The following is a 25264-nucleotide window of genomic DNA, read 5'->3' on the forward strand; positions in this document are numbered from 1 at the left end:
CTTTTGAGATGGACAAATGCATTTGTTTTTATCGAATGCCTGAATGCTAGGGAAAAATTCAACATTGAACAATTCATTTGACATAGTGAAAAACCCTCGGAGCCGCAAACTTCGGGTTCCAGCCTTCACAATGCCTGCCATGTCCGATGCCGCCTCCTCCCCGAACGATCCCGTCTTCCCCTCCGACAGCGCCGATGACGAGCCCGCGCGCGGCCCGCGCGGCATCCAGAGCGTGGAGGTCGGCGGCCAGCTGCTCAAGGCGCTGGCGCGCACCGGCCGGCGCATGGCGCTGAAGGATCTGGCGCGCGAGGCCGGCATGACGGCGGCCAAGGCCCACCCTTACCTGGTGAGCTTCTGCAAGCTGGGCCTGATGGAGCAGGACCGCGCCAGCGGCCACTACGGCCTGGGGCCGCTGGCCATACAGATGGGACTGATCAGCCTGCAGCAGGCCGATCCCGTGCGCCTGGCGATTGCCGAGCTGCCCGCGCTGGCGCAGGAGGTGGGCAGCACGGTGTCGATTGCCATGTGGAGCGGCCAGGGCCCGACCATCATCCGCGTGGAAGAGGGGCCCACCCATGTCTATGTGGCCATGCGCCACGGCACGCCCGCATCGCTGCGCCACACGGCCACGGGCAAGATCTTTGCGGCCTTTGGCGAGCCAGGGCGCATCGCGCCCCTGCTGGACGCGGAAGGCCACAGCCTGGACGAGCCCGCCTTTGCAAAGGAGCTGGCCGCCATCCGCGCCAGCCGCCTGAGCCGCGTGGAGAACCAGTTGCTGTCAGGCGTGAGCGCGCTGGCCGTGCCGGTGTTCGACGGCTTTGGCCAGCTGGTGCTGGCCATTGCCGCCATCGGCCCTTCGGCCACACTGGACCTGGACCTGCAAGGCCGGCCGGCCCTGCTGCTGCAGGCCCAGGCGCGCAGCCTGTCCCAGCGCCTGGGAGCGCCCGCCCAGGCCTGAGCCCGTCGCTTGCTGCGGCTCAGTTGGTGAGCAGCAGCTGATCCCGGGCAGGCGCACGCCCTTCCAGCGTGAAGCCGGCCACCGTGCGCGACAGGTGGTGGGCCTGCTCGTTGAGCACGGACGATGCGGCGGTGGACTCCTCCACCAGCGCGGCGTTCTGCTGCGTGGCGCGGTCCATGTCGGCCACGGCCTGGTTGATCTGGCCGATGCCCACGCTCTGCTCGGTCATGGCGCCGTTGATCTCGACAATGATCTGGGAGACGCGCTGGATGCCGTCCACGATCTCGCCCATGGTCTGGCCGGCCGCGCGCACGCGCTCCGTGCCCATGGCCACGCTGGCGCCCGAGGCGTCGATCAGGGTCTTGATCTCCTTGGCGGCCGCCGCGCTGCGGTGGGCCAGGCTGCGCACTTCTGCCGCCACCACGGCAAAGCCCCGGCCCTGCTCACCGGCGCGGGCTGCCTCGACGGCGGCATTGAGCGCCAGGATGTTGGTCTGGAAGGCGATGGCGTCGATGACGCCGATGATCTCGCCGATCTTGGACGAGGCCTTGGAGATGTCGTCCATGGTGCTCACGGCGCTGCCCACCACGTCGCCACCCTTGGTGGCCGAGCTGCTGGCCGACTGGGCCAGGCGCGTGGCCATGGCGGCCGCCTCGGCCGACTGGCGCACATTGGCCGTCAGCTGCGACAGCGAGGCCGAGGTCTCCTGCAGGCTGCTGGCCGAGGACTCGGTACGGTTGGACAGGTCCAGGTTGCCCAGCTTGATCTCGTCGGTGGCGGTCTTCATGGACTCCACGCCGTTGCGCACATCCTTGAGCACGGTGCCGATCTGCTCGACGAAGCCGTTGAAGGACGAGGCGATCTGCGCCACTTCGTCATTGCCCGACACCGGCAGGCGCTGCGTCAGGTCGCCGCCGCCCGAGCCGATCTTGTCCATGGCGTCGCGCACCTGCGACAGGCGCCGGAAGGACTGGGCCGTCAGCGCCGCCGCCACGGCCGTGGCCAGGCAGGCCAGCAGCACGATGGCGATGGCAAGCGTCTTGAGCACGCTTTGCAGTCCGGTCGTGGCCTCGGCCTTGTCCAGCGCCACCACCAGCAGCCAGTCCGTGCCCTGCACGGGGCGGGCCTTGAGCAGCTTGGCGCTGCCGCCCAGGTTCACTTCCAGCGGCGCCGTGGCGCTGGCCAGCGCGGTCAGCGCGGCAGGCGTCAGCAGCTCGGAGAGGTCGGAGGTGGGCTTGAGCAGCAGCTTGGCATCGGCATGCGCCAGCACCTGGCCGTCACGGCTGACCACAAAGCCCAGGCTGCCGGGCGTGGGGCGGATGGCGGAGACCACCTCGCGCACGCCCTCCAGCGGCACGGCGCCGCTGATCACGCCCTGCAGCGCGCCGCCGCGCAGCATGGGCGCCACGAAGGCCACATAGGGCACGCCCGTGGTGGAGTCGCCATAGGGCTTGGTCAGCGTCAGCTTGCCGGCCTGCACGGCGCTCTTGTACCAGGGGCGGGCCGTGGGGTCGTAGTCGGGCGGGGTGCTGGTGGTGGACTTGAAGGTCTTGTCCTGCCAGCCCACCGTGGTGATGGGGAAGCCGCTGGCCTGGCCCATGTGGGCGGCAAAGCCCTGCGGGTCGCCATGCTCGATCACGGCGGCGGCGGCGCTGACGGCGCGTGCCTTGGAGGCCACCCACTGGTCGATGGCCATGGTGTTGCCTGCGGTGATGGCATCCAGATCCTGTTCGATGGTCTGGAACGTGCTGCCGCGGACGATGTGGTACGTGGCGGCCCCCGTGATGGCAAGGGCGCCGACCACGGTGGCTGTGCTGATGGCAAGGATCTTGGAGCGAAGGGTCTGGAGCATGGCGCGGCAAGGGAAGACTGAGGACTCCGCAAGCCGCGATGGCCGGGCGTGCGGCCCTGTCATTAACGCACAATTTGTTTCATTCTTGACGACATGCCAACCCTGGGATGGCGTGCACCAACTTGCGCGCAACACCTGTCATAGAGGGATTTGCTGCAGTGCACCATTGCAGTGCGGTGTGACATGTTGCTGTAACGCAACCGTCGCGGGACTTTCATGGCGGCTTTCCACAATGGCGGCACGCAGGCAAACCGAGTGGCACAGGCAGGTCACCGACTGCGTCCAACATGACGAGGAAGGCGGGCATATGGACGTTCTGGACACCCTTCGCAACGCGGCGATCGACGTCGCCAAGCCCCCGCTTTCCGCGCTTCTCCAGCCACCCCAGGCCGCAGACAAGCCGCTGCGGCTGGACGTGCGCTGGGCCCGGCACCTTGACGAAGTGCGACAGGTGCAGCGCCTGCGCCACGCGGTGTTCGCCGCCGAGATGGGCGCCGTGCTGCAGACGCCGCTGGCCGGACACGACATCGACGCCTTCGACGATTTCTGCGAGCACCTCATGGTCTGCGATGCCGACAAGGGCGTGGTCATCGGCACCTACCGCCTGCTCACGCCCACCCAGGCGCTGCGCGCCGGGGGCCTGTACTCCGACCAGGAATTCGACCTCGCCCCGCTGCACGCCTGGCGCCCGCGCATGGTGGAGCTGGGCCGCAGCTGCGTGCATGCATCGCACCGCCAGGGCGGCGTGATCCTGGCGCTGTGGGGCGCCCTGGCCGAATTCATGCAGCGCAACCAGCTGGACGCCATGGTCGGCTGCGCCAGCATTCCCATGCAGTACCCGGGCCTGGCCCACGGCGAGGGCCCGGCGCGCGTCTGGCAGCAACTGCGCCAGACCCATCTGGCCGAGCCCGAGCTGCAGGTGCGTCCTCGCGTGGCCCTGCCCGAGGAGTTGGCATCGGTCAGCACCAGCGGCATGAGCGTGGAGCCGCCCGCGCTGATCCAGGGCTATCTGCGCACGGGCGCCAAGGTGCTGGGCGCGCCGGCCTGGGACAGCGACTTCAACACGGCAGACCTGCCCATCATGATGCGCATGCAGGACCTGCCTTCGCGCTACATGCGCCTGTTCACGCGGCGTGGCTGAGGCCGTCCCGGCGCTTGGGGGGAATCGGGGGATTTTCGGAAAGAGAGGGCGGATCCGGCTTCTTGTGCAGTGAGCCGGACCGTGATGTGCATCACAGGGCTGTCACAAAGACCGTGCATGATGCTGGATGTGGGCTGAAGCAGACACCCGGACGGAGGCAGGTAACCTGCACCGGACTGACCGGGCCTTGGTCCACGCCAATTGCAGGCCGCAGCCTTTCAGGGGCTGCGGCCTTTTTCATGCGCAATTCCTGAGCTACCGGGCAGCGGCTGGGGCCTCGGCCAGAAGGCGCTGGTGCTCGATCTTCACGCAGCGGTCCTGCACGGTCCACAGGCCCGCAGCGCGGGCCAGTTCCAGGGCCTTGTCGTTGACCACGCCCAATTGCAGCCACAGGCAGCGCGCGCCGACGGCAACGGCCTCGGCGGCCAGCGGCGGGATGTCCTCGCTCTTTCGGAAGCAGTCGACCATGTCGATGCGCAGGCCCTGTGCGGCCAGCGCGGCCGCAGCGTCGGCCAGGCTGGCATGGACGGGCTCGCCCAGGATGCGTCCGCCTTCGCGTGCCACCACGGGGTTCACGGGAACGATGCGGTAGCCGTGGCGCTGCATGTACTGCGACGCCTGGTGGCTGGGCCGGTCGGGCTGCGGCGACAGGCCGACCACGGCCAGGGTGCGGCACTGCACGAGGATGTCGCGCAGGCGGGAGTCTGTGGCTGTATCACTCATGCGCCGCAGTGTACGCAGCGCATGCGGATCAGGCCGGCTGCACTGTCGCGGCCGCAGCATGGCGGCGGCGCAGCACCAGGCCCCAGGCCAGGCCCAGCACGGCGGCCGTGGCCGAGGCCATCAGCACCCCCAGCTTGGCGGCATTGAGCAGGGCCTCGCTGTCAAAGGCCAGCGTGGCGATGAAGATGGCCATGGTGAAGCCAATGCCGGCCAGCAGGCCGGCCAGCAGCGCGTCGCCCCAGCCCATGCCCGGCGGCAGCGCGCACATCCGCAGGCGCACGGCCAGCCAGCAGCTGAGCAGAACGCCCAGCGGCTTGCCCAGCACCAGGGCCAGGGCCACGCCCCACATCACGGCCGACGTGCCCGCCACATCAATGCCAGCGGTGCCCGCGCCCTGCAGCGGCACGCCGGCATTGGCCAGCGCAAACAGCGGCATCACGCCAAAGGCCACCCAGGGATGCAGGTCCGCCTGCACGCGCTCCACGGGCGCGGCGCTTTCGCGGCCGGCCAGTGCGTGCACGGGCGTCACCAGACCCAGCACCACGCCGGCCAGCGTGGGATGGGCGCCGGTCTGCCAGATGCCCCACCAGAGCACGGCGCCCGGCAGCACATAGGCCCAGGCGCGGCGAACACCCAGCGACTGCAGCAGGAACACGCCGGCCAGGCCGGCGGCGGCCACCAGCAGCTGGCTCCACTGCAGCCCGCCCGAATAGAACAGCGCAATGATGAGCACGGCCACCAGGTCGTCGATGATGGCCAGCGCCAGCAGGAACACGCGCAGCGCGGGCGGCAGGCCCCGGCCCAGCAGGGCCAGCACGCCCATGGCAAAGGCGATGTCGGTGGCCGTGGGCACGGCCCAGCCGTTGCGCAGCGGCGGCGCGGCATTGAAGGCCAGGAAGATCAGGGCCGGTGCCACCACGCCGCCCAGCGCGGCCATCACGGGCAGCAGCGCCTGGCGCGGCTGGGCCAGTGCGCCGGAATGCATCTCGCGGCGTATCTCCATGCCGACCACGAGAAAGAACACGCTCATCAGCGCATCGTTGACCCAGAAATGCAGGGATTGCGACAGCTGCCACGGGCCCAGGCCCACGCTCAGCGGCGTGTGCCACAGCGCCTCATAGGAGCCGGCCCAGCCGGAGTTCGCCCAGACCAGGGCGGCGGCCGCAGCCAGCAGCAGCACGATGCCGCCCGCGGCCTCGGCATGGGACCAGCGGGACAGGAAGGCGCCGACGCGATCGGCGAAAGACAGGAAAAGGGGCGTGCGCGGGCCGGACGGCCGCGGGGTCGTGTAGGTGTTCATGTGCAAAGCAGCAAAGGGGCCTTGCGGCCCCGGTGCGCAGGCGGCCCGACCTGCGCTATCAACACCTGTCCTGCCGCCCCATGCGGTCTGGACACCCAGCCGCCATTATAAAAGAAGCCCCCACGCTCCCTTTGCTGCGCAAGGTCCGCTGCCCCCCCCGAGGGGGCCGTTTTTTGCCTTGGGGCGGCCCGGCGGCAAAAAATCGGCGGCCGGGACGCTTGCGCAAGACCCTGCGGATTCAGGGCCTGGGCGGCTCATTGCGCGCAACGCATTCGGCCAGCAGGCCCAGCGAGGACAGCGCAATCATGAAGACCAGGAACACATAGGCCGCCGTTGCCACGCCCAGGCTCATGCTGAAGCCCCATTGCAGCACCGAGCAGGCCATGCCGGTCTGCGGGTACATCGCCGTGCACTGCGATGCGGCGGGCATGTGCACGTACCAGGTGACGGCGATGAACATGGCGCCCGCCACCATGGCGGCATTGCCCCAGGGATGGGTCTGCGGGTGGTACAGCGCATAGATCAGCGCCACGGGAACGGCCAGGCCCCAGGCGAACATCATCAGCCAGCTGAACACCGGCGAGACCGCCAGGATGGACTGCAGCCATCCCATCTTGGGCAATCCGTTGACGAAGCCCAGCAGGTCCCAGACAAAGGGCAGGACGATCCCCGCCACGGCCAGGCTGGCAAGCCCCAGCGCCAGCAGCAAACCCTTGCCGCGTGAACGATGGTGCACCCCCGAAGGGTGCGAATGGGTGATCAGTGCATGCATGGCCCACCTCCTGTGTCGTGCAGGGCGGGCAGTTGCCGCGCGGGCAGGTCTCCGGAGTCGGGCGGCAGCCGCGGCGCCTAGCGTTCGGATTGCGGTATTCCCCGGATGCATCCAGTCTAGGACGGCGTGCGCTGCAACAAATGTAGGCCTGGGACCTACCCAAAATCGGGGTTTGTCCCAGGAGGTCGTGCCGTCAAAGCGCGGCCAGCGCCCCAAGTACCTCGTTCTTCGATAGCAGCTCGCTGAGCACCACCGGGGGCTTGCCCGGCGCATGCAGCACATAGACGGGCACGCCGCTGCGGCCCAGTTGCTGCAGCGCAGCGGTGATGGCCGGGTCGCGCCGCGTCCAGTCGGCGCGCAGCAGGGTCACGCCGTGCTTGTCGAAGGCGGCCAGCACCTCCTCATGGTTGAGCGTGGTGCGCTTGTTGACCTGGCAGGTCACGCACCAGGCGGCCGTGTAGTCCACGAACACGGGCTTGCCCGCCGCCTGCAGCTCGGCCACGCGGGCGGCCGACCAGGGCTGCCAGCGCTCGCCTGCAGCGGACGCCGTGCCCGTGCCCTCCGCCTGGGCAGGCGTGGTGATCAGGGGCGCGGTGGTGGCCAGCAGCGCACCTGCCAGCACCACGGCCAGCGTGGCCAGCACGGCCCGCGTGCGGCCCTTGAGCGTCAGCGTCCAGACCAGGGCGCTGAAGGCCAGCAGCAGGGCCAGCAGCGCGGTGGCGGCGTCGATGCCGCTTTGGTGCCCCAGCACCCAGACCAGCCAGACCACGGTGGCGAACATGGGGAAGGCCATGGCGCGGCGGAAGGTATCCATCCAGGCGCCCGGGCGCGGCAGCCAGCGCACCACGGCGGGGACGAAGCTGGCCAGCAGATAGGGCAGGGCCATGCCCAGGCCCAGGGCGGCGAACACCGTCAGCGCCTGCAGGGCCGGCATGTCGATGGCAAAGCCCAGTGAGGCGCCCATGAACGGCGCCGTGCAGGGCGAGGCAATGGCCACGGCCAGCACGCCGGACAGAAAGGCATCGGCCACCGGATGGCGCGCATGGGCCGCAGCCCAGCGGCCGGGGAGCATGGAGCCGAACTCGAACAGGCCTGCCAGGTTCAGCCCCAGCAGCGTGAACAGGGCTGCCAGCAGGGCCACGATGGCCGGCGACTGCAGCTGAAAGCCCCAGCCCAGCTGCTCGCCTGCCGCGCGCAGGGCCAGCAGCAGTCCGCCCAGGGCCAGGAAGGACAGGACCACGCCCGCCGTATAGGCCAGCCCGCCCAGGCGCTGGGCGCGGCGGTCCTGTCCATGGCGTGCAAAGCCCAGGATCTTGATGGCCAGCACCGGGAAGACGCAGGGCATGAGGTTGAGGATCAGTCCACCCACCAGGCCACCGAGCAGGGCCATCCAGAGGCTGGTGGCGCTGGCAGCAGGCGCAGCGGCCTGGTTGGCCGCCAGGGCAGCGGCCAGTGCGGGGGAAACGCTGGCCATGGCGGCGGCCGTCCAGCGGCCCTCGACCGGGGCCTCGGCGCGCCAGGCCACGGGCTGGCCCTGCTCCAGCGCTGCGGCGCGCTCGGCGGGTGGCAGGGCCAGAACCACGGGCAGCTTGGCCGGAGTGTCGCCGCGCATGTCGGACAGCGGCAGCTCGGCCACCCAGGCCGCGCCATCCCAGCGCTGCTGCCAGTCCTTGCCCAGTTCTGCCGCGTGGTGGAAGGTGTCGGAAGATTCGGGATAGAAGTGCAGCGTGCGGCCCTGCAGGGATTCCGGCAGGCCCTCGATGCGCAGCTGCACGCGCTCGTCGGGCGTCCTGCCTTCTGCTGCTGGCTGGCTGGCCGGCACTACCTTGGCCTGGGCTGGCGCAGACAGTGCCTGGGGCTTGAGCGCCCAGGCCTGGGTGAAGGCCTGACCCTGGCCTGCCGTACTGCCCTGCACGGGCAGCTGCAGCTGGAAATCGCCTTCCTCGGGAATGCACTCCACGCGGCAGACCAGCCAGTTCGCATGCAGGCGCAGGTCCAGCATGCCGGACGCGGGCGGCTTGAAGTCGGCGGCCACCTGCACGGGCACGGGCAGCAGCACCTGGCCCTCATAGCCGTAGTTGAGCAGCGGGCCCACGCGCAGCGCCTCGGGCACGGGCCACTGGATCTCGCCCGCCGTCAGGCCTGCAGGCAGCTGCCAGTTCAGCTCGGTGGCCAGGCCGGAGTCACCGGCGTTCTTCCAATAGGTATGCCATTCGGGCTGATGGGTGATCAGCAGGCCCAGCCACAGCGTCTGTCCGGGTTGAACGCCTTCGGGTGCCTGGGCCACGAGCTCGGCCCGCACGCGTGGCGTGTCCACGGCCGCGGCCGCCCCGCTGCCGGTCTTCAGGCGCAGCTGTGCGCCGGCAGGGGTGGCAAGCAGGCTGGCGGCGGCAAGGAAAAAGGCTAGGAGCCAGAAGGCGAGGTGCTGGGGGGCAGTGTGGCGAAGAGGTGGTTGGTGCGGCATGGCGGACTGTGGGAGCCAGGGGCATGGTCTTTGGTTCCCCCGGCTGCAGGCTGCGATGGTAGCGGGCCGTCCAGAGAGATCGCCTGTGGCCGGCTGCAGGACGATTGGCAAAAGATATCGTTGCATAGGCGCTTGGTATTGGACAGGCGATATGTCCGTTGCCCATCATGGACCGGCCACCCATCCGGGATAGAGCAACACAAGGAGACAAGCCATGCAGGAGACATCTCGCCGCCACTTCCTGGCCGCTGGCGCGGCAGCGGCCGCAGCCTGGGGACTACCGCAGCTCGCAAGCGCGGCAGCCGCCTATCCCGACAAGTCTGTGCGCGTGATCGTGCCCTTTCCCGCCGGTGGCACCACCGACGTGGTGGCGCGGCTGGCCATGCAAAAGCTCGGGGAGCTGACCGGCCAGTCCTTCGTGGTGGACAACAAGGGCGGTGCCAATGGCGTCATCGGCACGGAACTGGCCGCGCGCGCCACGCCTGACGGCTACACCCTGCTGATGAACACGGCCGGCGCGCAGACGCTGAGCCCTGTGCTCTACAAGACCAGCTACGAGGCGCTGTCCAGCTTCGAGCCCATCAGCCATCTGTGCGACGTGGGCTTCGTCCTCATCGCACGCAAGGACCTGCCCGTGAACAGCCTGCAGGAGCTGGTCGCCATGGCCAAACAGGGCAAGCCGTTGAGCGTGTCCTCGGGCAGCAGCATGATTTCGCTGATCACCGAGCAGTTCAAGAAGGTGATTGGCGCGCCGGGCATCGTCAACGCCCAGTACAAGGGCACGGCGCCGCAGATGCAGGCCGTGGTGGCGGGCGAGGTGGATTTCTCGTTCGACTCCTTCACCTCGGTGGAGATGATCCGCACGGGCAAGGTGAAGGCGCTGGCCGTGCTGCTGCCCCAGCGCGCCGAAGTCTTTCCCCAGGTGCCCACCATCAAGGAGGCCGGCGTGGACGGCATGGGCTTCAGTTCCTGGTCGGGCCTGCTGGCGCCCAAGGGCACGCCCCGCGACATCGTGGCCCAGCTCGCGCAGCAGATGGACAAGGTCATGCAGATGCCCGACGTGCTGGCCAAGCTGCGCAGCTACAGCTATGTGCCGCGCCGGGGAACGCCCGAGGAGTTCGCGCGGCTGATCGAGTCGGACAACGAGCGCTGGAAACGCATCGTCAAGGAATCCAACTTCAAGGCCGAGTGAGGAGGGCTCCGGCAGCCCATGGATGGCCCTAATATCGGGCCATGCAAGACTCCCCGCCCGAACAGATATCCCCCGGCGCCTGGCCTTCCCGCTGGTGGGCCGAGGCCTCTGCACGCGACTTTGCGCAGGCCCAGGCCAGCGGCCTGGCTGCCGAAACCATCGCCGTGCTGCCCGTGGCCGCCGTGGAGCAGCACGGTCCGCACCTGCCGATGTCCGTCGACGCCCGCCTGCTGCAGGGTGTGATCGATGCGGCCCTGCCGCTACTGCCGCCCGAGCTGCCCGCGCTGTTCCTTCCCCCGCAGAACATCGGCTTCAGCGTGGAGCACCAATCCTTTGCCGGCACGCTGACGCTGTCGCCCGCCACGGTGATCGCGCTGTGGACCGAGCTGGGCGCCTGCGTGGCGCGGGCCGGCGTGCGCCGGCTGCTGCTGCTCAACGGCCATGGCGGCCAGGTCAGCGTGATGGACATCGTGGCGCGCGAGCTGCGCATGCGCCATGGCCTGCTGGTCTACAGCAGCAGCTGGTTCGGGCTGGTGGACGATGCGGCCAATGCGCAGTTCAGCGCGCATGAGCACCGCTTCGGCATCCATGGCGGGGAGGTGGAGACGTCGATGATGCTGCACCTGGCGCCGGAGACCGTGCGCATGGAGCATGCGCGGGACTTTCATTCCACTTCGGAGGATAGGGCGCAGCGGCATGCCTTGCTGGGCAATGGGCGAAGCGCCAAGATGGGCTGGGCCATCGAGGACTACAACGTTTGTGGCGCCGTCGGCAATGCAGCCGGGGCTGCGGCCGAGCGTGGTGCAGCCATGGTGCAGGCGTCGGCTAGAGGGCTGGTGCAGTTGCTCTCGGAGATGCATGCACTGGCACCAGATACGGTGGGGCGGGCGCCGGAGCCGTTGTAGGTTTGTTGCGGGGTCGTTTTTGGACCCTGCCGGGTGGTGGTTTTTCGAGGCCGGGTCTCGGCCCGGCGGCCGACCTACTTTCTTGCGGCGCAGCAAGAAAGTAGGCAAAGAAATGCGCCCAAATGTCCGCGACCCCTTCGCTGCGCTGCGGGGCCACCTGCGCCGTGACGGTTGCGGGGTTCGCCGTGAAACTCTCTTCGCGCTGCGCGCTACGTTCAAACATCACGGCGAGTCAGATCACGAAGCAGTCCTGTCCTTCGGCAGGACTGCAACCCCGCAACCGCCACGACGCAGGCGCTGACATGCGGGGAGTTTGCTCGGGCCTTTGCTTCGCTCGGCCTATTCCTTTATTGCTTGGGGATCTTGGCCTGGACGATCACGTCGCCCCAGCGCTTGATTTCCGACTGCAGCAATTGCGCGGTCTGCTCGGGCGTGCTGGCTTGGGCCTGGACGTTCATTTCGCGCAGTTTCTGCGTGACTTCGGGAGAGTTCACGGCGGCGGCGATTTCCTTGTTCAGGCGGGCGATGATTTCCGGAGGGGTCTTGGCGGGGGCGGCCAGGGCGTTCCAGGAGGAGGCGACGAAGCCCTTGACGCCTGACTCCTGGGCCGTGGGCACGCCGGGCAGCAGGGCCGAGCGCTTGTCGCCGGTGATGGCCAGCAGGTTGACGGCCTTGGAGTTGATCTGGCCCATGATGGGCGTGAGGATCTCCACGGCCGCGTCGATCTGCTTGCCGCGCAGGGCCGTGACCACGGCAGGGGTGCCGTTGAAGGGCACGATCTGGGCGTCGATGCCGGCGGTGGTCTTGAACAGTTCGGCGGCCAGGTGCTGGGTGCTGCCGATGGCGATGCTGCCGATGTTGAGCTTGCCGGGGTTGGCCTTGGCCCAGGCCACCAGCTCGCCCAGGTTCTTGAAGCGCGAGTCGCTGGCGGTGAGCACGCCGATGTCGAAGTAGCCCAGGGTGGAAATCGGCGTGAAGTCCTTGACCATGTCGAAGGGCAGCTGGTTGAACAGCCCCACGGTGACGGCACTGCCGTTGGACATGAGGAACAGCGTGTGTCCATCTGGCGCGGATTTGGCCACGGTGTCGGCCGCGACGATGCCGCCTGCGCTGGGCTTGTTGTCGATGATGACGGGCTGGCCCAGCTGCGAGGCCAGTTTTTGCGCGACGACGCGCGAGGTGACGTCGGCCACGCCGCCTGCGCCAAAGGGCACGACGATGCGGATGGGCTTGTTCGACAGGGGCTGGGCCTGGCTGGTGATGGCGGCCAGCAGCAGGGCCGCGCAGGCCAGGGCGCTGCGCGTGAAACGGCGTTTGTTCATGGGTCTTTTGTCTCCTGGCCGGCGAGTTTGGCGCAAAAGCGCAGGCCGGCCCAGAGCGCCCGTGTTCTGGCTGCTATGCCTTGGCGCGATAGCTGTGTGACAGCCTTGCCGGTGCCGTATCAGGCGTGCGTGATCCAGCTGCGGTGCTCGTCCGTGTCCAGGTGGTTGAGCGTGTTGAAGGTCTGCAGCATCAGGCGCTTGGGGCTGGTGGTGAACTCGGTCACGGCGCTGTTGCGGATGCGCATGTTCAGCGCAATGGTGACCTCGGGCGAGGTGCCCAGCACATGGCCCACGGCCGTGGAGATGGGGCCGCCGCTGCTGACCAGGAGCACGTTTTCGTCGGCATGCTCGTGGCGCACGCGCTCCAGCACCTGGCGCACGCCGCCAGAGAAATCATCCCAGCTGGGCATGCCTTTGGGGCTGATGGTGCCGGCCATCCACTGGGCCAGGGCATCGCACAGCAGGCGGAAGTGGTGGCGGTACAGCTCGGGCGTGTCGGGCTTGGGCAGGGGCGCCGGATGGATGGCCTGCAGCAGCGCGCCGCTGTCGTATTCATCGAGGCCTGCAAGCGCCTGGGTGCGGTGCTGCTCGGCAGGCAGGCTGCCCAGGCCGTCGGCGATGCCGGCCAGCGTCTGCGCATGGCGGCGCAGCGTGCCCGTGTAGACCGCGTCGAAGCGCAGGCCGCGTTCGCGCCAGTAGGCACCCAGCCTTTGCGACTGCGCCGTGCCGCGCTCGCTGAGCTGGTCGTAGTCTTCGGCACCAAACGAGGCCTGGCCATGGCGCACAAGATAGAGGGTTCCCATGGCGCGGATTGTGGCCAGCGCTGGCGCTGGCGTTTGTCCTGCGGGCGACTGGCTGCCGCCTTGGCGACAGATTCCGGCAACCCGGCAGGCTCTACAACAGCACCTGGCCGCTCACGCATTCCACGACATGGCCGCCTATCCACAGCGCGCCCTGCGCGTCCTCGCTGACATGCACGCGACCGTCGCGCCCCACGCAGCAGCCCTGGCTGGCGATGTAGGGCGCGCGCAGCAGGCCTTCGCCGCGCAGCCACAGGGCCAGGCTGGCGTTGAGGCTGCCGGTGACGGGGTCTTCAGTGACGCCGACGGGGCTGGCGAAGCCGCGCACTTCCAGGCTGGGGGCGGCATCCGCCTGGGCTGCGGCTGGCCGCTGGCCCGTGGCAAAGGCGCGGGCCTCGCGGCTGCTGCGGCCGATCAGTGCCGGTGCATCTTGCGCGCTTTCGTACAACGCGCAGGCGCCCACCTTGGTGCTCAGCGCCTTGAGCCTTGCATGGTCGGGCTCCAGCGACAGCACCTGGTCGGGGTGTTCGAAGAGCACGCCCATCCAGCGCGGGCCGTTGTCCAGCCAGGCCGCACGCAGGATCTGGCCGCGTTCTGCGCCCAGCGCGGCCGCCACATCATCCAGCAGGCCGGGCTCCACGTCGCTGATGTCGGTGGACGGTGCCTGGAAGGCCAGGCGCCCGTCCTGGCGCTCGATGCCGATCAGCCCCTTGGCGCACTCCTGCACGATGCGCTGCGCCTGCTGCGGCACGCCGCCCTGCGCCAGCCAGGCATGGCAGCTGCCCAGCGTGGGATGGCCGGCAAAGGGCAGCTCGCCGCCCGGCGTGAAGATGCGCACGCGGTAGTCGGCGCCTGCAGCGCGGCCCGCTTCGGTGGGAGGCAGCACGAAGGTGGTCTCCGACAGATTGGTCCAGGCCGCGAAGGACTGCATCTGCGCATCGGTCAACCCGATGGCGTCGAGCACGACGGCCAGCGGATTGCCCAGGTAGGGCCGTGCCGTGAACACGTCCACGGTCATGAAGGGGCGCTGGCGGGAGACGTATGCAGGTGTCATGGCAATGGGCAGATGGAAGGGAGGATGGAAAAGCCGACAGCAAGCCGGACTTTGGTTCGACTGCGTGTCGGCTTCCCCCTGGCCCAAGCAGGTAACTGGCCCAAACACCAGGGACGCCGAGCAAGAGCCGCCTCACGGCGGGGGCGCCTAGCCGAGGGCGTCGTCCCCCTCCCTTGCGAAGCAAGTAGAGAGGGGGAAGCGGCGCTAGCCGCTCAGGGGGTGGTTTACATCGTGGAGCGGATGGCGTCGGCCAGGGCGGCGATGCCCTTGTCGATCTGCTCGGCCGACACGGTCACGTAGGACAGGCGCAGCGTGTTGGCCTGGGGCTCGTCCGCATAGAACGGCGCGCCGGGCACGAAGGCCGTGCCGCGTTCCACGGCGGCGGGCAGCAGCTTTTGCGCATCCATGCCCTTGGGCAGGCGAACCCACAGGAACATGCCGCCCACGGGACGGGTCCACTGCACGTCCAGGCCGGCCATTTCGCGTTCCAGCGCGGCCAGCATGGCGTCGCGCTGGCGCTTGTACATGGCGCGGATGGTGGGCACATGGCGGTCCAGGAAGCCGTCCTTGATGACCTCGGAGACCACGCGCTGGTTGAAGCCCGGGGTGTGCAGGTCGGCCGCCTGCTTGGCCTGCAGCAGCTTGTTGTAGACGGACTTGGGCGCCACCAGGAAGCCGATGCGCAGGCCCGGGGCCAGCACCTTGGAAAACGAGCCCAGGTAGATCACGCCTTCGGGGTTGCGCGCGGCCAGCGGCAGGGCAGGGGCCTGCTCGAACCACAGGTCGCCGTAGGGGTTGTCCTCGATCAGCGGGATGTTGAGTTCGCGCGCCTTGTCCACCAGGGCCTGGCGGCGTGCCTCGGCCATGGTGCGGCCTGTGGGGTTCTGGAAGTTGGGCAGCACGTAGGCCAGGCGGGCCTTGTCGGCGCCGGTGCCGGCCTTGGCGGCGAAGTCCTCGACGAGGATGCCGTCGTCATCGCTGTCCACGCCCACGGGAATCGGTTCCTGCGGTGCAAAGGCCTGCAGCGCGCCCAGGTAGGTGGGCTTTTCGACCAGCATGCGGCTGCCACGGTCCAGGAAGACCTTGCCGATCAGGTCCAGCGCCTGCTGCGAACCCGTGGTGATCAGCACCTGGTCGGGGTCCACTTCCCAGGGCAGGAAGTCGGCCACGGCCTGGCGCAGGGGGGCGAAGCCCTCGCTGGTGGCGTACTGCAGGGCCGAGGCGCCATCGCGCTGCATCACGGTCTGGCAGGCCTGGGTGAACTCGTCCAGCGGGAAGGCCAGCGGCGAGGGCAGGCCGCCCGCCATACTGATGATGCCGGGACGGTCGGTGAGCTTGAGGATTTCGCGGATGGCGGAGGGGTTCATCTTGGCAGCACGGTCTGCCAGCGTCCAGGTCGTCATAAAAAAAACAGTTCCAGGTCTTGCGGTGCCCGCCATGCGGGCGGGTTGGTGTGGATTGCCATGCCGTCGTGGGGCACGGGCCGGCCGCATGTGAAGAGCGGAGTGCGGATAGTGCGCTCGCTCTTGCGCCGGCAATGAGGGTATTTTGTCGCGGGCGTGAAGGGTCTGCGCATCCTCCCTTCAATAGCTGGGCAGGCCAGTACGGCCTTTGCCTGGGCGTGGATGGAGGACCCTCATGCGGCCACCATCCACATCGCCGTCAGCGCCAGCATGGTCGCCATGGCACGGTTGAACCACAGCAGCCTGCGTCCCTGGGCCAGCCAGTGGCGCAGCAGTGCGCCCACGCAGGCATACAGCAGATTGCTGAAAAAGGCATAGGCGGCCATGACGGGCAGCACCACGGTCAGGCGCTCGGTCAGGTCGTCGCGCCCGGCCAGCCAGCCGGCCACGATGGCCAGGGCCAGCAGCCAGGCCTTGATGTTCACGAATTGCAGTCCCACGCCCTGCCAGAAGCCCACCTGCAGCTGCTGCGGCGATTGCAGCGAAGCCATCTGCGCGCTGCGGCTCAGGCGCCAGGCCATCCACAGCAGGTAGCCGATGCCGGCGGCCTTGACCAGCCACAGCAGCAGCGGCGCCGCGACAATGGCCGCGCCCACGCCGGCCGTGCTCAGCACCAGCAGCACGCACCAGCCCACGGGCACGGCCAGGACGAAGCGCAGCGCCGGGCGCAGGCCGTGGTTGGCGGCCAGGGCCGTGGACAGCGTGGTGTTGGGACCGGGGCTGAAGCTCATGGAAGCGGCGAGCAGCAGCAAGGCGGTGAGTTCGGACGGTGGCATGAGGCGGTGGCCCCGAAGGTCTCCATACAGGCGGCAGGGGCTGTTGGGGAGGAGGGCACGGCAGGCCTTCTCCGCAGCACGAATGCATGAAATATAGGTGCAAGACCTGTACAGTGCCAATACAGTTGGACCCTCAATTGCATGTTCTGTATTGGTGCCTATCCCGATACAGTGACTTTCTGGTGACCCCTTCGCAGTCGTTCGCAGCCGTTCACACCCGTTTCCGTATGACCGTTCCCCTCTCGCGGCTGGCGCCGCAGACCCTGAGCACCCAGCTGGCCGAACGCCTGGGCGAGCGCATCCGCATGCGGCTGCTGCCTGCGGGCGCACGCCTGCCTTCGGTTCGCGAATGCGCGCGCCAGCAGGGCGTGAGCACGCACACGGTGGTGGCCGCCTATGACCTGCTGCAGGCCCAGGGCCTGGTCGAGGCGCGGCCGCAAAGCGGCTTCTTCGTGCGCGACTTCGTGCAGGATGCGCCGCTGCTGCAGCCCGAACAGGCCCGTGCGGTCCCCGCCGAGGAGGCCCCTGGCGTGCCCAAGGGCACGCGCATCAATGCCTCCATGCTGGTGCGCGGCATGTTCCACCAGAGCGTGGGCGGCAGGCCGCAGCCCGGGGCGGGCGTGCTGCCGGCCGAGTGGCTGGAGGCCGGCTTCCTGGCGGCGGCCATGCGCAAGGCCTGCTCGGGCAAGTCCCTGCACGACTCCTGCGTGGGCTACGGCGACCCGCTGGGCGACATCGGCCTGCGCGAGGCACTGTCGCGGCGCCTGGCGCGCCTGGGCATTGCGGCGGCGCCGCAGCACATCATCACCACCATGGGTGCAACGCATGGGCTGGATGTGGTCAGCCGCGCCCTGCTGCAGCCGGGCGATCCGGTGATGGTGGAGGAGCCCGGCTGGGCCGTGGAATTCGCGCGCCTGGCATCGCTGGGCATGCGCGTGCTGCCCGTGCCGCGCGGCCCCGACGGGCCGGACCTGGCCGTGATGCAGCGCTACTGCGAAAGCTGCGCACCCAAGCTCTACGTCAGCGTGAGCGTGCTGCACAACCCCACCGGCTACAGCCTGTCACCGGCCAGCGCCCACGAGGTGCTGCAGCTGGCGCGGCGATTCGGCTTCTACGTGGTGGAGGACGATACCTATGGCGAGATCGCGCCCGACCACGCCGCGCGCATGACCGTGCTGGACCGCCTCAGCCACAGCATCTATGTGAGCGGCTTCGCCAAACTGCTGGCGCCCAACTGGCGCGTGGGCTACCTGGCGCCCCCGCCCGCCCTGGTGGAGCGCCTGGTGGACACCAAGCTGCTGTCCACGCTCACCACCCCCTCGCTGATGGAACGCGCCCTGGCCCACTGCATGGACCAGGGCCAGCTGCGCCGCCATGCCGAGCGCCTGCGCCAGCACCTGGCCCAGGCCCGCATGCGCAGCGTGGCACTGGCCCAGCAGGCAGGAGCCCGCTTCGCGGCCGAGCCGGCCGGCATGTGCGGCTGGGTGGACACCGGCGTGGACACCGAAACCCTGGCCCAGCGCCTGCTGGACGCCGGCTACTTCATCGCCCCCGGTGCCATGTTCCACGCCGGCCGCCAGCCCAGCACCTGCATGCGCATCAACTTCGCCACGACGCAGGAACCCGCCTTCTGGCGCATCTTCGAGCGCGAAGTCCAGGCCATGCGCGGCAGCGCATAGAAAAAGGAATGGGAGAGGAAGAAGGAAGGGAAGGGGACTGAAGCAGCATCGACCCGCGAGCGCTGATCAGATGTGCAGCGCCAAAAAACGGCGCGCCCCAAAGCGAGGGACACCGAGCAAGCGCCGCCCCGCCGCGAGGGTGTCGTCCCCCTCCCCCGCGCAGCGGGTAGAGAGGGGGAAGGCGCGCAAGCGCCTCAGGGGGTGCTTCCAGTCAATGCGCCCGCATTTTTGTCCGCAAGCGCGCAATCGCCTGGCTGTGCAGCTGGCACACGCGCGATTCGGTCACGCCGAGCACGGCGGCGATTTCCTTGAGGTTCATGTCGTGCTCGTAGTACATGCCCATGATGTACTGCTCGCGCTCGGGCAGGGCCTTGATGGCTTCGACCAGGGCCACGCGCAGGCGGTGGTCGCGCAGCAGCGCAAAGGGATCGGCGCCGCTGTCGGCCACGTGGCGTTCGAGGAAGTCCTCGCCCTCGTCGCCGCCCGACATGTCCTCCAGATACACCAGCTGCGTGCCGCGCACCTTGCCCAGCAGCGACTGGTAGTCGTCCAGGTCCATGCCCAGTTCGTCGGCGATCTCGGATTCCAGCGGCGTGCGCCCCAGGCGCTGCTCCAGGCGGTGCAGCGCGTGCTCGATGTCCTTTTGGCTCTTGCGCGAGCTGCGGCTCATCCAGTCGCCTTCGCGCAGCTCATCGAGCATGGCGCCACGGATGCGCTGGCTGGCGAAGGTCTCGAATTGCACGCCCTGCTCGCTCTCGAAGCGTGACAGGGCTTCGGCCAGGCCGATCATTCCGACCTGTATCAGATCATCAAGCTCCACATTGGGAGGCAGCTTGGCGATCATGTGCAGCGCGATCCGGCGTACCAGAGGTACATGCCGACGGATCAGTGCATCGCGGTCGAGTTGGCCTTTGGCGGTGTACATGGCAGTCAGTGGCTCCAGGCATGGGATGCGGGCAGCGGCGCGAAGCCGGCGGCCAGATCCTGGCCGCCATGTGGCAACACGCTGCCCGCATGGTTGAGCAGTTGCAGCGCCAGGCGCTGCAAGTCCGGTGCATGGTGCAGGCGCACGGGCAGCAGTCCCGGCGCATGGCCCAGGTGGCGCTGCGCGCAGCGCATCAGCGCGTCGATCTGCGATTGCAGCTGTTGCGCATCCTCGGCCTGGCTCCGGGCGCCGGTCTGTCCACGGCGCCAATCGTAGCTGGTCACGCCCAGGTCATCGGCGCTGGGCAGCAGCGGCGCCAGCAGGCAGCGCAGGCCGGCATGCACTGCCAGCTGCTTGAGCTGGCGGTAGCAGCCCAGCACGCGGGTGCCTTGTTCGGGCAGCACCATCAGCGGGTGCACGGCCTGGCCGGCCAGGTTGCTGGCCAGCGTGTCGGCATTGGCATACAGCATGACGATGGCGTAGCCGCGCACGTGGCGCTGCAGCCATTGCATGGGCGTCATGCCGGCCTGGCGCGCCTGTTGGGGCAGCAGATCCAGGCCCTGGCGGGCGGGCAGCACGGCCACCGAGCTGTGGCGGGGATCGGGGTGCAGGCCGGTACGGGCCTGCCAGGCGCTTTGCTGCAGCAGCTGCGCCAGGCCCGGTGCATCCGGGGACTCGCCCTGGCTGGCGTCCAGCACCAGAACGGGCAGGCCCAGGCGCTGCAGGCTGGCACAGACCGGCCACAGCAGGGATTGTTCGGCCTGGCCCTGCGGGTCGTTGGCCGTGTCGCGCAGCATGGCCAGCACACGCAGGCCCATGGGAGCGGCAGCGCCGGGCTGGCCGTGCAGGCCCAGGCCCTGGTGCAACTGGGGGAAGGTTTCAAGCATGGTGGATCTCGCCTTCCGTGCTGGGGCTGGACGGGGTGAAGAAGAAGTCCAGGTCCAGCGCCTTGGGATCGAAGGCCGAGCGGGTGGCGGCGCGCATGGAGGCGGACACCAGTTGCTGCGCATCGGCGCGTTCCCAGTCTTCGGGCACGCGCTGGCCGTTGGTCACGCCGCGCAGCTGCATCTGGTGGCGGATCAGCGTGTCCACCGACGGGCCCAGCTTCACGGCCTCGTCCACCTTGGTGAGGATGGCCTGGCTGGAGCCGCGCGCCTTGAAGGCCTGCATCACATCGTCCAGCGCATCGCCCTGGCCGGCCGCGTTCACGGCCAGCAGTTTCTGGATGCCGGGCAGGTCCAGCAGGTCGAGGATCTCGTCCTTGCGCGGATCGCGCGGGGCCACGCCCGTGGTGTCGATCAGCACCAGCTGCTTGTTGGCCAGCAGGCCCAGCAGGTCCTGCAGCGCGGCGCGGTCATGGGCCAGGTGGGCCACCACGCCCAGCATGCGGCCGTAGGAGCGCAACTGGTCGTGGGCGCCGACGCGGTAGGTGTCCAGCGTGATCAGGCCGACGCTGGCGGCGCCGTACTTGGCGGCGCACAGGGCAGCCAGCTTGGCCGTGGTCGTGGTCTTGCCCACGCCGGTGGAGCCCACCAGGGCGAAGACGCCGCCTTGCTCGTACAGCGGGGCCTGGTCGGCGTCGGTGCGCAGATTGCGTTCCAGCACCTGCATCAGCCAGCGCACGGCGTCGCCGGCGGACAGGTCCTGGGGCATGTGCTCGACCAGGGCGCGGGCCAGCACGGGGGAGTAGCCCGCACGGATCAGCTTGTGCGTGAGGTTGGCGTGGATGGGGTTCTGGCGCGTCTGGCCCAGCCAGGTCAGGGTGTTGAAGCGCTCTTCGATCAGGTCGCGCACGGACTGCAGCTCATCGCGCAGTGCCTGGGAGGCCATGGTCGGTGCGGGCTCGCTGCGCAGGGTCTCGCGCAGCGGCGCTTCAGCGCTGGCGCGCAGCGGGTTGTGGCGGGCCACGGAAGGCGCGGGCTGTGCCTTGAACGGCTGCTGTGCAGCCGTGGGCGCGGCGGCCGGTGCTTCGCGCAGGGCGTCGCCCAGGCTGCGGCGCTGGGCAAAGCTGGGCAGCGGCTCGTCAACGCCGGCCTCGTGGCGGCGGCGCAGCATGCGTTCGCGCACATAGTCCTGGAAGGACAGGGTGCTCATGGCCAACTGTTCGGTGTCTTCCTGCACGCTTTGGCGCAGGCCGGCCGGCTCGGCACCGTCTGCCGACAGCGAGGCTGCCTGCGAGATGGCCTGCGCAATCGCCGACGACGTTGCCTGGGAAGCACGCGATGGAGCCGCCTGAGCGGCCTGCAGTGCCGGCTGCGCCGTGCGCGGTTGGGTCTGCGCCTGGATCAGCTTGGCCTGCACCTGCGGGCGCAGGCCCGTGGTTTCCTCTGCAGAGCGGCGCTCGATGGCCTGCTGCAGCGGCGTGCTGCTGGCAGCGGCCTTGCTGTGCTCCAGCGTGTCCTCGGCCGTGGCCATGACCTCGACGCCATCGGGCGTGTTGCGGTTGGACAGGATCAGGGTGCCCGCTCCGAAAGCCATGCGCGCCTTGGCCAGGGCCTCGCGGGAGGTGGGGGCGTAGAAGCGTTTGATGTTCATGCGGATGCACCTTTAAGAATCGAGCCGATGCGGATGGTGTGCGTTTCGGGGATCTCGCTGTGGGCGAGAACCTGCAGACGCGGCGCCACGCGGCGCACCAGGCGGGCAATGGAATTGCGGATGGAATCGGGAACCAGCAGGCAGGCAGGCAGGCCCAGCTCTTCTTGCTGGTTGGCCATGTCGGCCGCCTTCTGGGTGAGGATCTCGGCCACGCCGGGATCCAGTGAGGGGGAGCCGGGGTTGGACAGGGCCTGCACCAGCAGGCGTTCGAGTCCGGGCTCGATGGCGATGACGTTCAGCTCGCGGGTCGGGCCGTAGATCTGCTGGACGATGGACGGCGACAGCGCAATGCGCACGCGGCGGGCCAGCTCGACTGGGTCCTGCGTGGTCGAGGAGTGCTCGGCCAGCGTCTCGATGATGGTGCGGATGTCACGCACGTGCACCGAGTCTTCCAGCAGCAGCTGGAGCACTTTCTGGAACGTCGTGATGGACACCATTTTCGGAATGACTTCTTCGATCAGCTTGGGAGCCAGTTTGGCCACATGCTCCACCAACTGCTGCGTCTCGGTACGGCTGATCAGCTTGGCGGCATGCACTTGCATCAAGTGTGACAAATGGGTGGCCATCACGGTTTCCGAATCAACCACGGTAAAGCCTGCCATTTGTGCCGCTTCCTTCTGGCGTTCGTCGATCCAGTGGGCGGGCAGGCCGAAGGCCGGGTCGGTGGTCTGGGTGCCGATCAGCGGGGTGCTGATGCCGCCCGGATTGATGGCCAGGAACATGCCGGGGAAGGCCTCGCCCTCGCCCACCATCACGCCGCGCAGGGTGATGCGGTAGGCGCTGGGCTTGAGCTCCAGGTTGTCGCGCACATGCACGGCCGGGGGCAGAAAGCCCACTTCCTGGGCGAACTTGCGGCGCACGCCCTTGATGCGGGTCAGCAGGTCGCCCTGGCGGCCCTTGTCCACCAGGGTGATCAGGCGGTAGCCCAGCTCCAGGCCGAGCAGGTCCACGGGCTGCAGGTCGTCCCAGGTGGCTTCGCCGTCGCTGGGCGCGGCCACGGGTGCGGGCGCCTGGGTCTGCTGGGAGGCGCGTTCCTGCTGGCGGCGCGAGAGCATCCAGGCCAGCCAGCCCAGCAGCGCGCCCGTGCACAGGAACACGACGTGGGGCATGCCCGGAATGACGCCCAGCAGGCCCAGCACGCCGGCCGTGATGCCCAGCACCTTGGGCGACATGAACAGCTGCTGCGCGATCTGCTGGCCCATATCGGTTTCCTTGCCCACGCGCGAGATCACCATGGCCGCGGCCACCGAGATCAGCAGGCCGGGGATCTGCGCGACCAGCGCATCGCCCACGGCCAGCAGGATGTAGCTGTCGGCGGCCTGGCCGGCCGACAGGCCGTGCTGGATCATGCCGATGGCGAAGCCGCCGATGATGTTGATCACCAGGATCAGAATGCCGGCGACCGCGTCGCCGCGCACGAACTTGCTGGCACCGTCCATGGAGCCGAAGAAATTGGCCTCTTCCTGCACCTCGGCGCGGCGGCGCTTGGCTTCCTTTTCGTCGATCAGGCCGGCGTTCAGGTCGGCGTCCACGGCCATCTGCTTGCCGGGCATGGCGTCCAGGGTGAAGCGGGCCGAGACTTCGGCGATACGCTCGGCACCCTTGGTGATCACCACGAAGTTGATCACCACCAGGATTGCGAACACGATCAGGCCGACGGCGAAGTTGCCGCCGATCAGGAAGTGGCCGAAGGCCTCGATCACCGCGCCGGCCGCGCCGGGGCCGGTGTGGCCCTCCAGCAGCACCACGCGGGTGGAGGCCACGTTCAGCGACAGGCGCATCAGCGTGGTCAGCAGCAGCACCGACGGGAAGGCCGCGAAGTCCAGCGGCCGGATCATGTAGGCCGCCACCATCATCACCATCAGCGCCACGGCGATGTTCAGCGTGAAGAAGGTGTCCAGCAGCCACGGCGGAATGGGCAGCACCATCAGCGCCAGGATGGCCACCACCAGCAGCGGCGCCATCAGGCCCTGAGCGAACTTGGCGTTCTCGCTCGACCACATCGATTGCAGGGATTGGAGCGGATTCGTCGTCATGGAGCAGTACCTTCAGTGGTCGCGGCGGCGCCTGGCGCGCGGCGGCCCTGGTGCGGATCGAGTTCGGCGGGCACGACGGGTTCGCCGAGATCGCCAGGCATGGGGCCTTCGCCGCGCAGCGCGGCCTTCAGGCGGTAGACATAGGCCAGGACCTGGGCCACGGCCGTGTACAGCGCGGCGGGAATGGCCTGGTCCAGATCGGCGTGCGCGTACAGGGCGCGCGCCAGCATGGGGGATTCGAGCACCGGGATCTTGTGGGCGCCCGCGACTTCGCGGATCTTCAGCGCCACCAGGTCCGTGCCCTTGGAGATGACCTGCGGGGCGGCCATGGTCTTTTCGTCGTAGCGCAGGGCCACGGCGTAGTGCGTGGGGTTGGTCACCACGAAGTCGGCGCGCGGCACGGCGTTGACGCTGGCGCGGTCGGCGATCTCGCGCTGCTTCTGGCGGATCTTGCTCTTGATCTGCGGGTTGCCGTCGGATTCCTTGTGCTCCTGCTTGACTTCCTCATGGCTCATCTTCAGGCGCGACTTGAACAGGTAGGCCTGCAGCGGCACGTCGATCACGGCCATCAGGAATACCACCAGCAGCAGCAGGGCCACGCCGCTGGCCAGCCATTGCCCCGTCATGGACAGCGCCATGGCCGAGGGCTGTGAGGAGATGGCGGCAATCTCGGCGAGATGGCCGCTCAGGAACTTCCAGGCCACGAAGGAGAGGATGGCCGTCATCACCACCATCTTCACCACGGTCACCATCTGCTGCTTGGAAAACAGGTTGGTCAGGCCCGACAGCGGATTGAGGCGGTTGAACTGCGGTTGGATGGGCTTGAGGCTCAGGATCCAGCCGCCGGCCAGCATGCCCGACACCAGGGCCGCACCCGTGGTCACGGCGGCAACGACCAGGGAAATCTTCAGGCCCAGGCTGCCCATGGACAGCATGCGCTCCATCATCAGGGCCGGCGTCTTGGCCGTGTGCGCGTCGAAGGCCAGCTGCTGGGCCAGTGCCATGCGCAGGTGCTGGATCAGGGGCTCGGCGCCCATCAGCATCATCAGCGCGCCCGTGCCCAGGATGGCCAGGTGCGACAGGTCCCGAGAGCGCGCACCCTGGCCGTCAGAACGCGTTTTCTGCAGTTTGCGTTCGGTGGCGGGAAGGCTTTTGTCTTGGCTGGAGTCCATGGCGCAATGACGGAAGGATTTGCGTCATTGTCGGAACAAGCCAGGCAGGCGAAGCCCCGATAAGCGGGGCTCAAGCGGCGCTTATGTGCTGTCTGCACAAGGGGAGGAACGGCAGCCGCATGGTGCAAGGGCGCC

20 protein-coding genes are annotated in these 25264 nt (G+C 68.6%); 5 read left to right on the forward strand and 15 right to left on the reverse strand.

Annotated elements, in window-relative coordinates:
• The first annotated feature begins 139 nt into the window (after positions 1-139).
• Positions 140-958: an IclR family transcriptional regulator gene (locus tag ACUTR7_RS26155; protein ID WP_180288352.1), complete on the forward strand. Its 819-nt coding sequence runs from the start codon at positions 140-142 to the stop codon at positions 956-958.
• A 19-nt stretch (positions 959-977) separates the two neighbouring features.
• Here the strand turns inward: ACUTR7_RS26155 and ACUTR7_RS26160 are convergent, their stop codons facing one another.
• Positions 978-2810, reverse strand: coding sequence for a methyl-accepting chemotaxis protein (locus ACUTR7_RS26160; RefSeq protein WP_199136190.1), 1833 nt, complete (start codon positions 2808-2810; stop codon positions 978-980).
• A 307-nt stretch (positions 2811-3117) separates the two neighbouring features.
• Between ACUTR7_RS26160 and ACUTR7_RS26165 the strand changes: the two genes are divergently transcribed.
• On the forward strand, positions 3118-3951 hold the full coding sequence (locus tag ACUTR7_RS26165) for a GNAT family N-acetyltransferase (protein WP_043780457.1): 834 nt from the start codon (positions 3118-3120) through the stop codon (positions 3949-3951).
• A 255-nt stretch (positions 3952-4206) separates the two neighbouring features.
• On the opposite strand, the gene ACUTR7_RS26170 is transcribed toward ACUTR7_RS26165, so the two are convergent.
• The 4 genes from ACUTR7_RS26170 to ACUTR7_RS26185 form a co-directional block, all read right to left on the reverse strand.
• Positions 4207-4674, reverse strand: coding sequence for a CoA-binding protein (locus ACUTR7_RS26170; RefSeq protein WP_238001666.1), 468 nt, complete (start codon positions 4672-4674; stop codon positions 4207-4209).
• A gap of 28 nt (positions 4675-4702) precedes the next feature.
• Positions 4703-5974: a Na+/H+ antiporter NhaA gene (gene nhaA / locus ACUTR7_RS26175; RefSeq protein ID WP_445610174.1), complete on the reverse strand. Its 1272-nt coding sequence runs from the start codon at positions 5972-5974 to the stop codon at positions 4703-4705.
• Between the two features lie 238 nt (positions 5975-6212).
• A complete protein-coding gene (locus tag ACUTR7_RS26180; RefSeq protein ID WP_013800334.1) occupies positions 6213-6746 on the reverse strand; it encodes a hypothetical protein in 534 nt (177 codons plus the stop codon).
• Between the two features lie 193 nt (positions 6747-6939).
• Complete coding sequence (locus tag ACUTR7_RS26185; protein WP_445610175.1) at positions 6940-9210, reverse strand: protein-disulfide reductase DsbD family protein; 2271 nt, start codon at positions 9208-9210, stop codon at positions 6940-6942.
• Between the two features lie 214 nt (positions 9211-9424).
• Here ACUTR7_RS26185 and ACUTR7_RS26190 point away from each other — a divergent pair, with 214 nt between their 5' ends.
• Both ACUTR7_RS26190 and ACUTR7_RS26195 read left to right on the forward strand, forming a co-directional pair.
• The gene (locus tag ACUTR7_RS26190; protein WP_445610176.1) at positions 9425-10402 is read left to right on the forward strand and encodes a Bug family tripartite tricarboxylate transporter substrate binding protein; all 978 of its coding nucleotides are present in this window, start codon (positions 9425-9427) and stop codon (positions 10400-10402) included.
• 41 nt (positions 10403-10443) lie between these two features.
• Complete coding sequence (locus tag ACUTR7_RS26195) at positions 10444-11307, forward strand: creatininase family protein (RefSeq protein WP_445610177.1); 864 nt, start codon at positions 10444-10446, stop codon at positions 11305-11307.
• 347 nt (positions 11308-11654) lie between these two features.
• Here ACUTR7_RS26195 and ACUTR7_RS26200 read toward each other — a convergent pair whose 3' ends face one another.
• The 5 genes from ACUTR7_RS26200 to ACUTR7_RS26220 all read right to left on the reverse strand — a co-directional run bounded on the left by ACUTR7_RS26200 (position 11655) and on the right by ACUTR7_RS26220 (position 16722).
• A complete protein-coding gene (locus ACUTR7_RS26200; protein WP_043822598.1) occupies positions 11655-12629 on the reverse strand; it encodes a Bug family tripartite tricarboxylate transporter substrate binding protein in 975 nt (324 codons plus the stop codon).
• Positions 12630-12748: 119 nt separating this feature from the next.
• Complete coding sequence (locus ACUTR7_RS26205) at positions 12749-13432, reverse strand: histidine phosphatase family protein (protein ID WP_034398008.1); 684 nt, start codon at positions 13430-13432, stop codon at positions 12749-12751.
• 91 nt (positions 13433-13523) lie between these two features.
• Positions 13524-14483, reverse strand: coding sequence for a PhzF family phenazine biosynthesis protein (locus tag ACUTR7_RS26210; RefSeq protein ID WP_445610178.1), 960 nt, complete (start codon positions 14481-14483; stop codon positions 13524-13526).
• 224 nt (positions 14484-14707) lie between these two features.
• Positions 14708-15886, reverse strand: coding sequence for an aminotransferase-like domain-containing protein (locus ACUTR7_RS26215; protein WP_034398011.1), 1179 nt, complete (start codon positions 15884-15886; stop codon positions 14708-14710).
• Between the two features lie 233 nt (positions 15887-16119).
• On the reverse strand, positions 16120-16722 hold the full coding sequence (locus tag ACUTR7_RS26220; protein WP_034398013.1) for a LysE family translocator: 603 nt from the start codon (positions 16720-16722) through the stop codon (positions 16120-16122).
• A 227-nt stretch (positions 16723-16949) separates the two neighbouring features.
• On the opposite strand from ACUTR7_RS26220, the gene ACUTR7_RS26225 reads away from it, so the two are divergent.
• The gene (locus ACUTR7_RS26225) at positions 16950-18401 is read left to right on the forward strand and encodes an aminotransferase-like domain-containing protein (protein WP_445610179.1); all 1452 of its coding nucleotides are present in this window, start codon (positions 16950-16952) and stop codon (positions 18399-18401) included.
• Positions 18402-18612: 211 nt separating this feature from the next.
• Here the strand turns inward: ACUTR7_RS26225 and ACUTR7_RS26230 are convergent, their stop codons facing one another.
• Genes ACUTR7_RS26230 through ACUTR7_RS26250 form a run of 5 tightly spaced genes read right to left on the reverse strand, consistent with a single transcriptional unit; the run spans position 18613 to position 25129 of the window.
• Positions 18613-19326 (reverse strand): RNA polymerase sigma factor FliA, encoded by a 714-nt coding sequence (locus ACUTR7_RS26230; RefSeq protein ID WP_012202528.1) that lies wholly within the window; start codon positions 19324-19326, stop codon positions 18613-18615.
• A gap of 5 nt (positions 19327-19331) precedes the next feature.
• Entirely contained in the window at positions 19332-20213 is an 882-nt protein-coding gene (locus tag ACUTR7_RS26235; protein ID WP_013800344.1) for a hypothetical protein, read from the reverse strand.
• Positions 20206-21861 (reverse strand): flagellar biosynthesis protein FlhF, encoded by a 1656-nt coding sequence (gene flhF / locus ACUTR7_RS26240; protein WP_034398017.1) that lies wholly within the window; start codon positions 21859-21861, stop codon positions 20206-20208. The genes ACUTR7_RS26235 and flhF overlap by 8 nt, the downstream gene beginning before the upstream one ends.
• On the reverse strand, positions 21858-23957 hold the full coding sequence (flhA, locus tag ACUTR7_RS26245) for a flagellar biosynthesis protein FlhA (protein ID WP_012202531.1): 2100 nt from the start codon (positions 23955-23957) through the stop codon (positions 21858-21860). The genes flhF and flhA overlap by 4 nt, the downstream gene beginning before the upstream one ends.
• Positions 23954-25129: an EscU/YscU/HrcU family type III secretion system export apparatus switch protein gene (locus ACUTR7_RS26250; RefSeq protein WP_013800346.1), complete on the reverse strand. Its 1176-nt coding sequence runs from the start codon at positions 25127-25129 to the stop codon at positions 23954-23956. Before ACUTR7_RS26250 ends, flhA begins: the two co-directional genes overlap by 4 nt.
• Between the last annotated feature and the right edge of the window lie 135 nt (positions 25130-25264).

The organism is Delftia sp. NA_296.1, from assembly GCF_052692095.1.

Coding starts and splice junctions, on each gene's coding strand:
- ACUTR7_RS26155 (WP_180288352.1), top strand. CDS start 140: ATGTCCGATGCCGCCTCCTCCCCGAACGATCCCGTCTTCCCCTCCGAC.
- ACUTR7_RS26160 (WP_199136190.1), bottom strand. CDS start 2,810: ATGCTCCAGACCCTTCGCTCCAAGATCCTTGCCATCAGCACAGCCACC.
- ACUTR7_RS26165 (WP_043780457.1), top strand. CDS start 3,118: ATGGACGTTCTGGACACCCTTCGCAACGCGGCGATCGACGTCGCCAAG.
- ACUTR7_RS26170 (WP_238001666.1), bottom strand. CDS start 4,674: ATGAGTGATACAGCCACAGACTCCCGCCTGCGCGACATCCTCGTGCAG.
- nhaA (WP_445610174.1), bottom strand. CDS start 5,974: ATGAACACCTACACGACCCCGCGGCCGTCCGGCCCGCGCACGCCCCTT.
- ACUTR7_RS26180 (WP_013800334.1), bottom strand. CDS start 6,746: ATGCATGCACTGATCACCCATTCGCACCCTTCGGGGGTGCACCATCGT.
- ACUTR7_RS26185 (WP_445610175.1), bottom strand. CDS start 9,210: ATGCCGCACCAACCACCTCTTCGCCACACTGCCCCCCAGCACCTCGCC.
- ACUTR7_RS26190 (WP_445610176.1), top strand. CDS start 9,425: ATGCAGGAGACATCTCGCCGCCACTTCCTGGCCGCTGGCGCGGCAGCG.
- ACUTR7_RS26195 (WP_445610177.1), top strand. CDS start 10,444: ATGCAAGACTCCCCGCCCGAACAGATATCCCCCGGCGCCTGGCCTTCC.
- ACUTR7_RS26200 (WP_043822598.1), bottom strand. CDS start 12,629: ATGAACAAACGCCGTTTCACGCGCAGCGCCCTGGCCTGCGCGGCCCTG.
- ACUTR7_RS26205 (WP_034398008.1), bottom strand. CDS start 13,432: ATGGGAACCCTCTATCTTGTGCGCCATGGCCAGGCCTCGTTTGGTGCC.
- ACUTR7_RS26210 (WP_445610178.1), bottom strand. CDS start 14,483: ATGACACCTGCATACGTCTCCCGCCAGCGCCCCTTCATGACCGTGGAC.
- ACUTR7_RS26215 (WP_034398011.1), bottom strand. CDS start 15,886: ATGACGACCTGGACGCTGGCAGACCGTGCTGCCAAGATGAACCCCTCC.
- ACUTR7_RS26220 (WP_034398013.1), bottom strand. CDS start 16,722: ATGCCACCGTCCGAACTCACCGCCTTGCTGCTGCTCGCCGCTTCCATG.
- ACUTR7_RS26225 (WP_445610179.1), top strand. CDS start 16,950: ATGACCGTTCCCCTCTCGCGGCTGGCGCCGCAGACCCTGAGCACCCAG.
- ACUTR7_RS26230 (WP_012202528.1), bottom strand. CDS start 19,326: ATGTACACCGCCAAAGGCCAACTCGACCGCGATGCACTGATCCGTCGG.
- ACUTR7_RS26235 (WP_013800344.1), bottom strand. CDS start 20,213: ATGCTTGAAACCTTCCCCCAGTTGCACCAGGGCCTGGGCCTGCACGGC.
- flhF (WP_034398017.1), bottom strand. CDS start 21,861: ATGAACATCAAACGCTTCTACGCCCCCACCTCCCGCGAGGCCCTGGCC.
- flhA (WP_012202531.1), bottom strand. CDS start 23,957: ATGACGACGAATCCGCTCCAATCCCTGCAATCGATGTGGTCGAGCGAG.
- ACUTR7_RS26250 (WP_013800346.1), bottom strand. CDS start 25,129: ATGGACTCCAGCCAAGACAAAAGCCTTCCCGCCACCGAACGCAAACTG.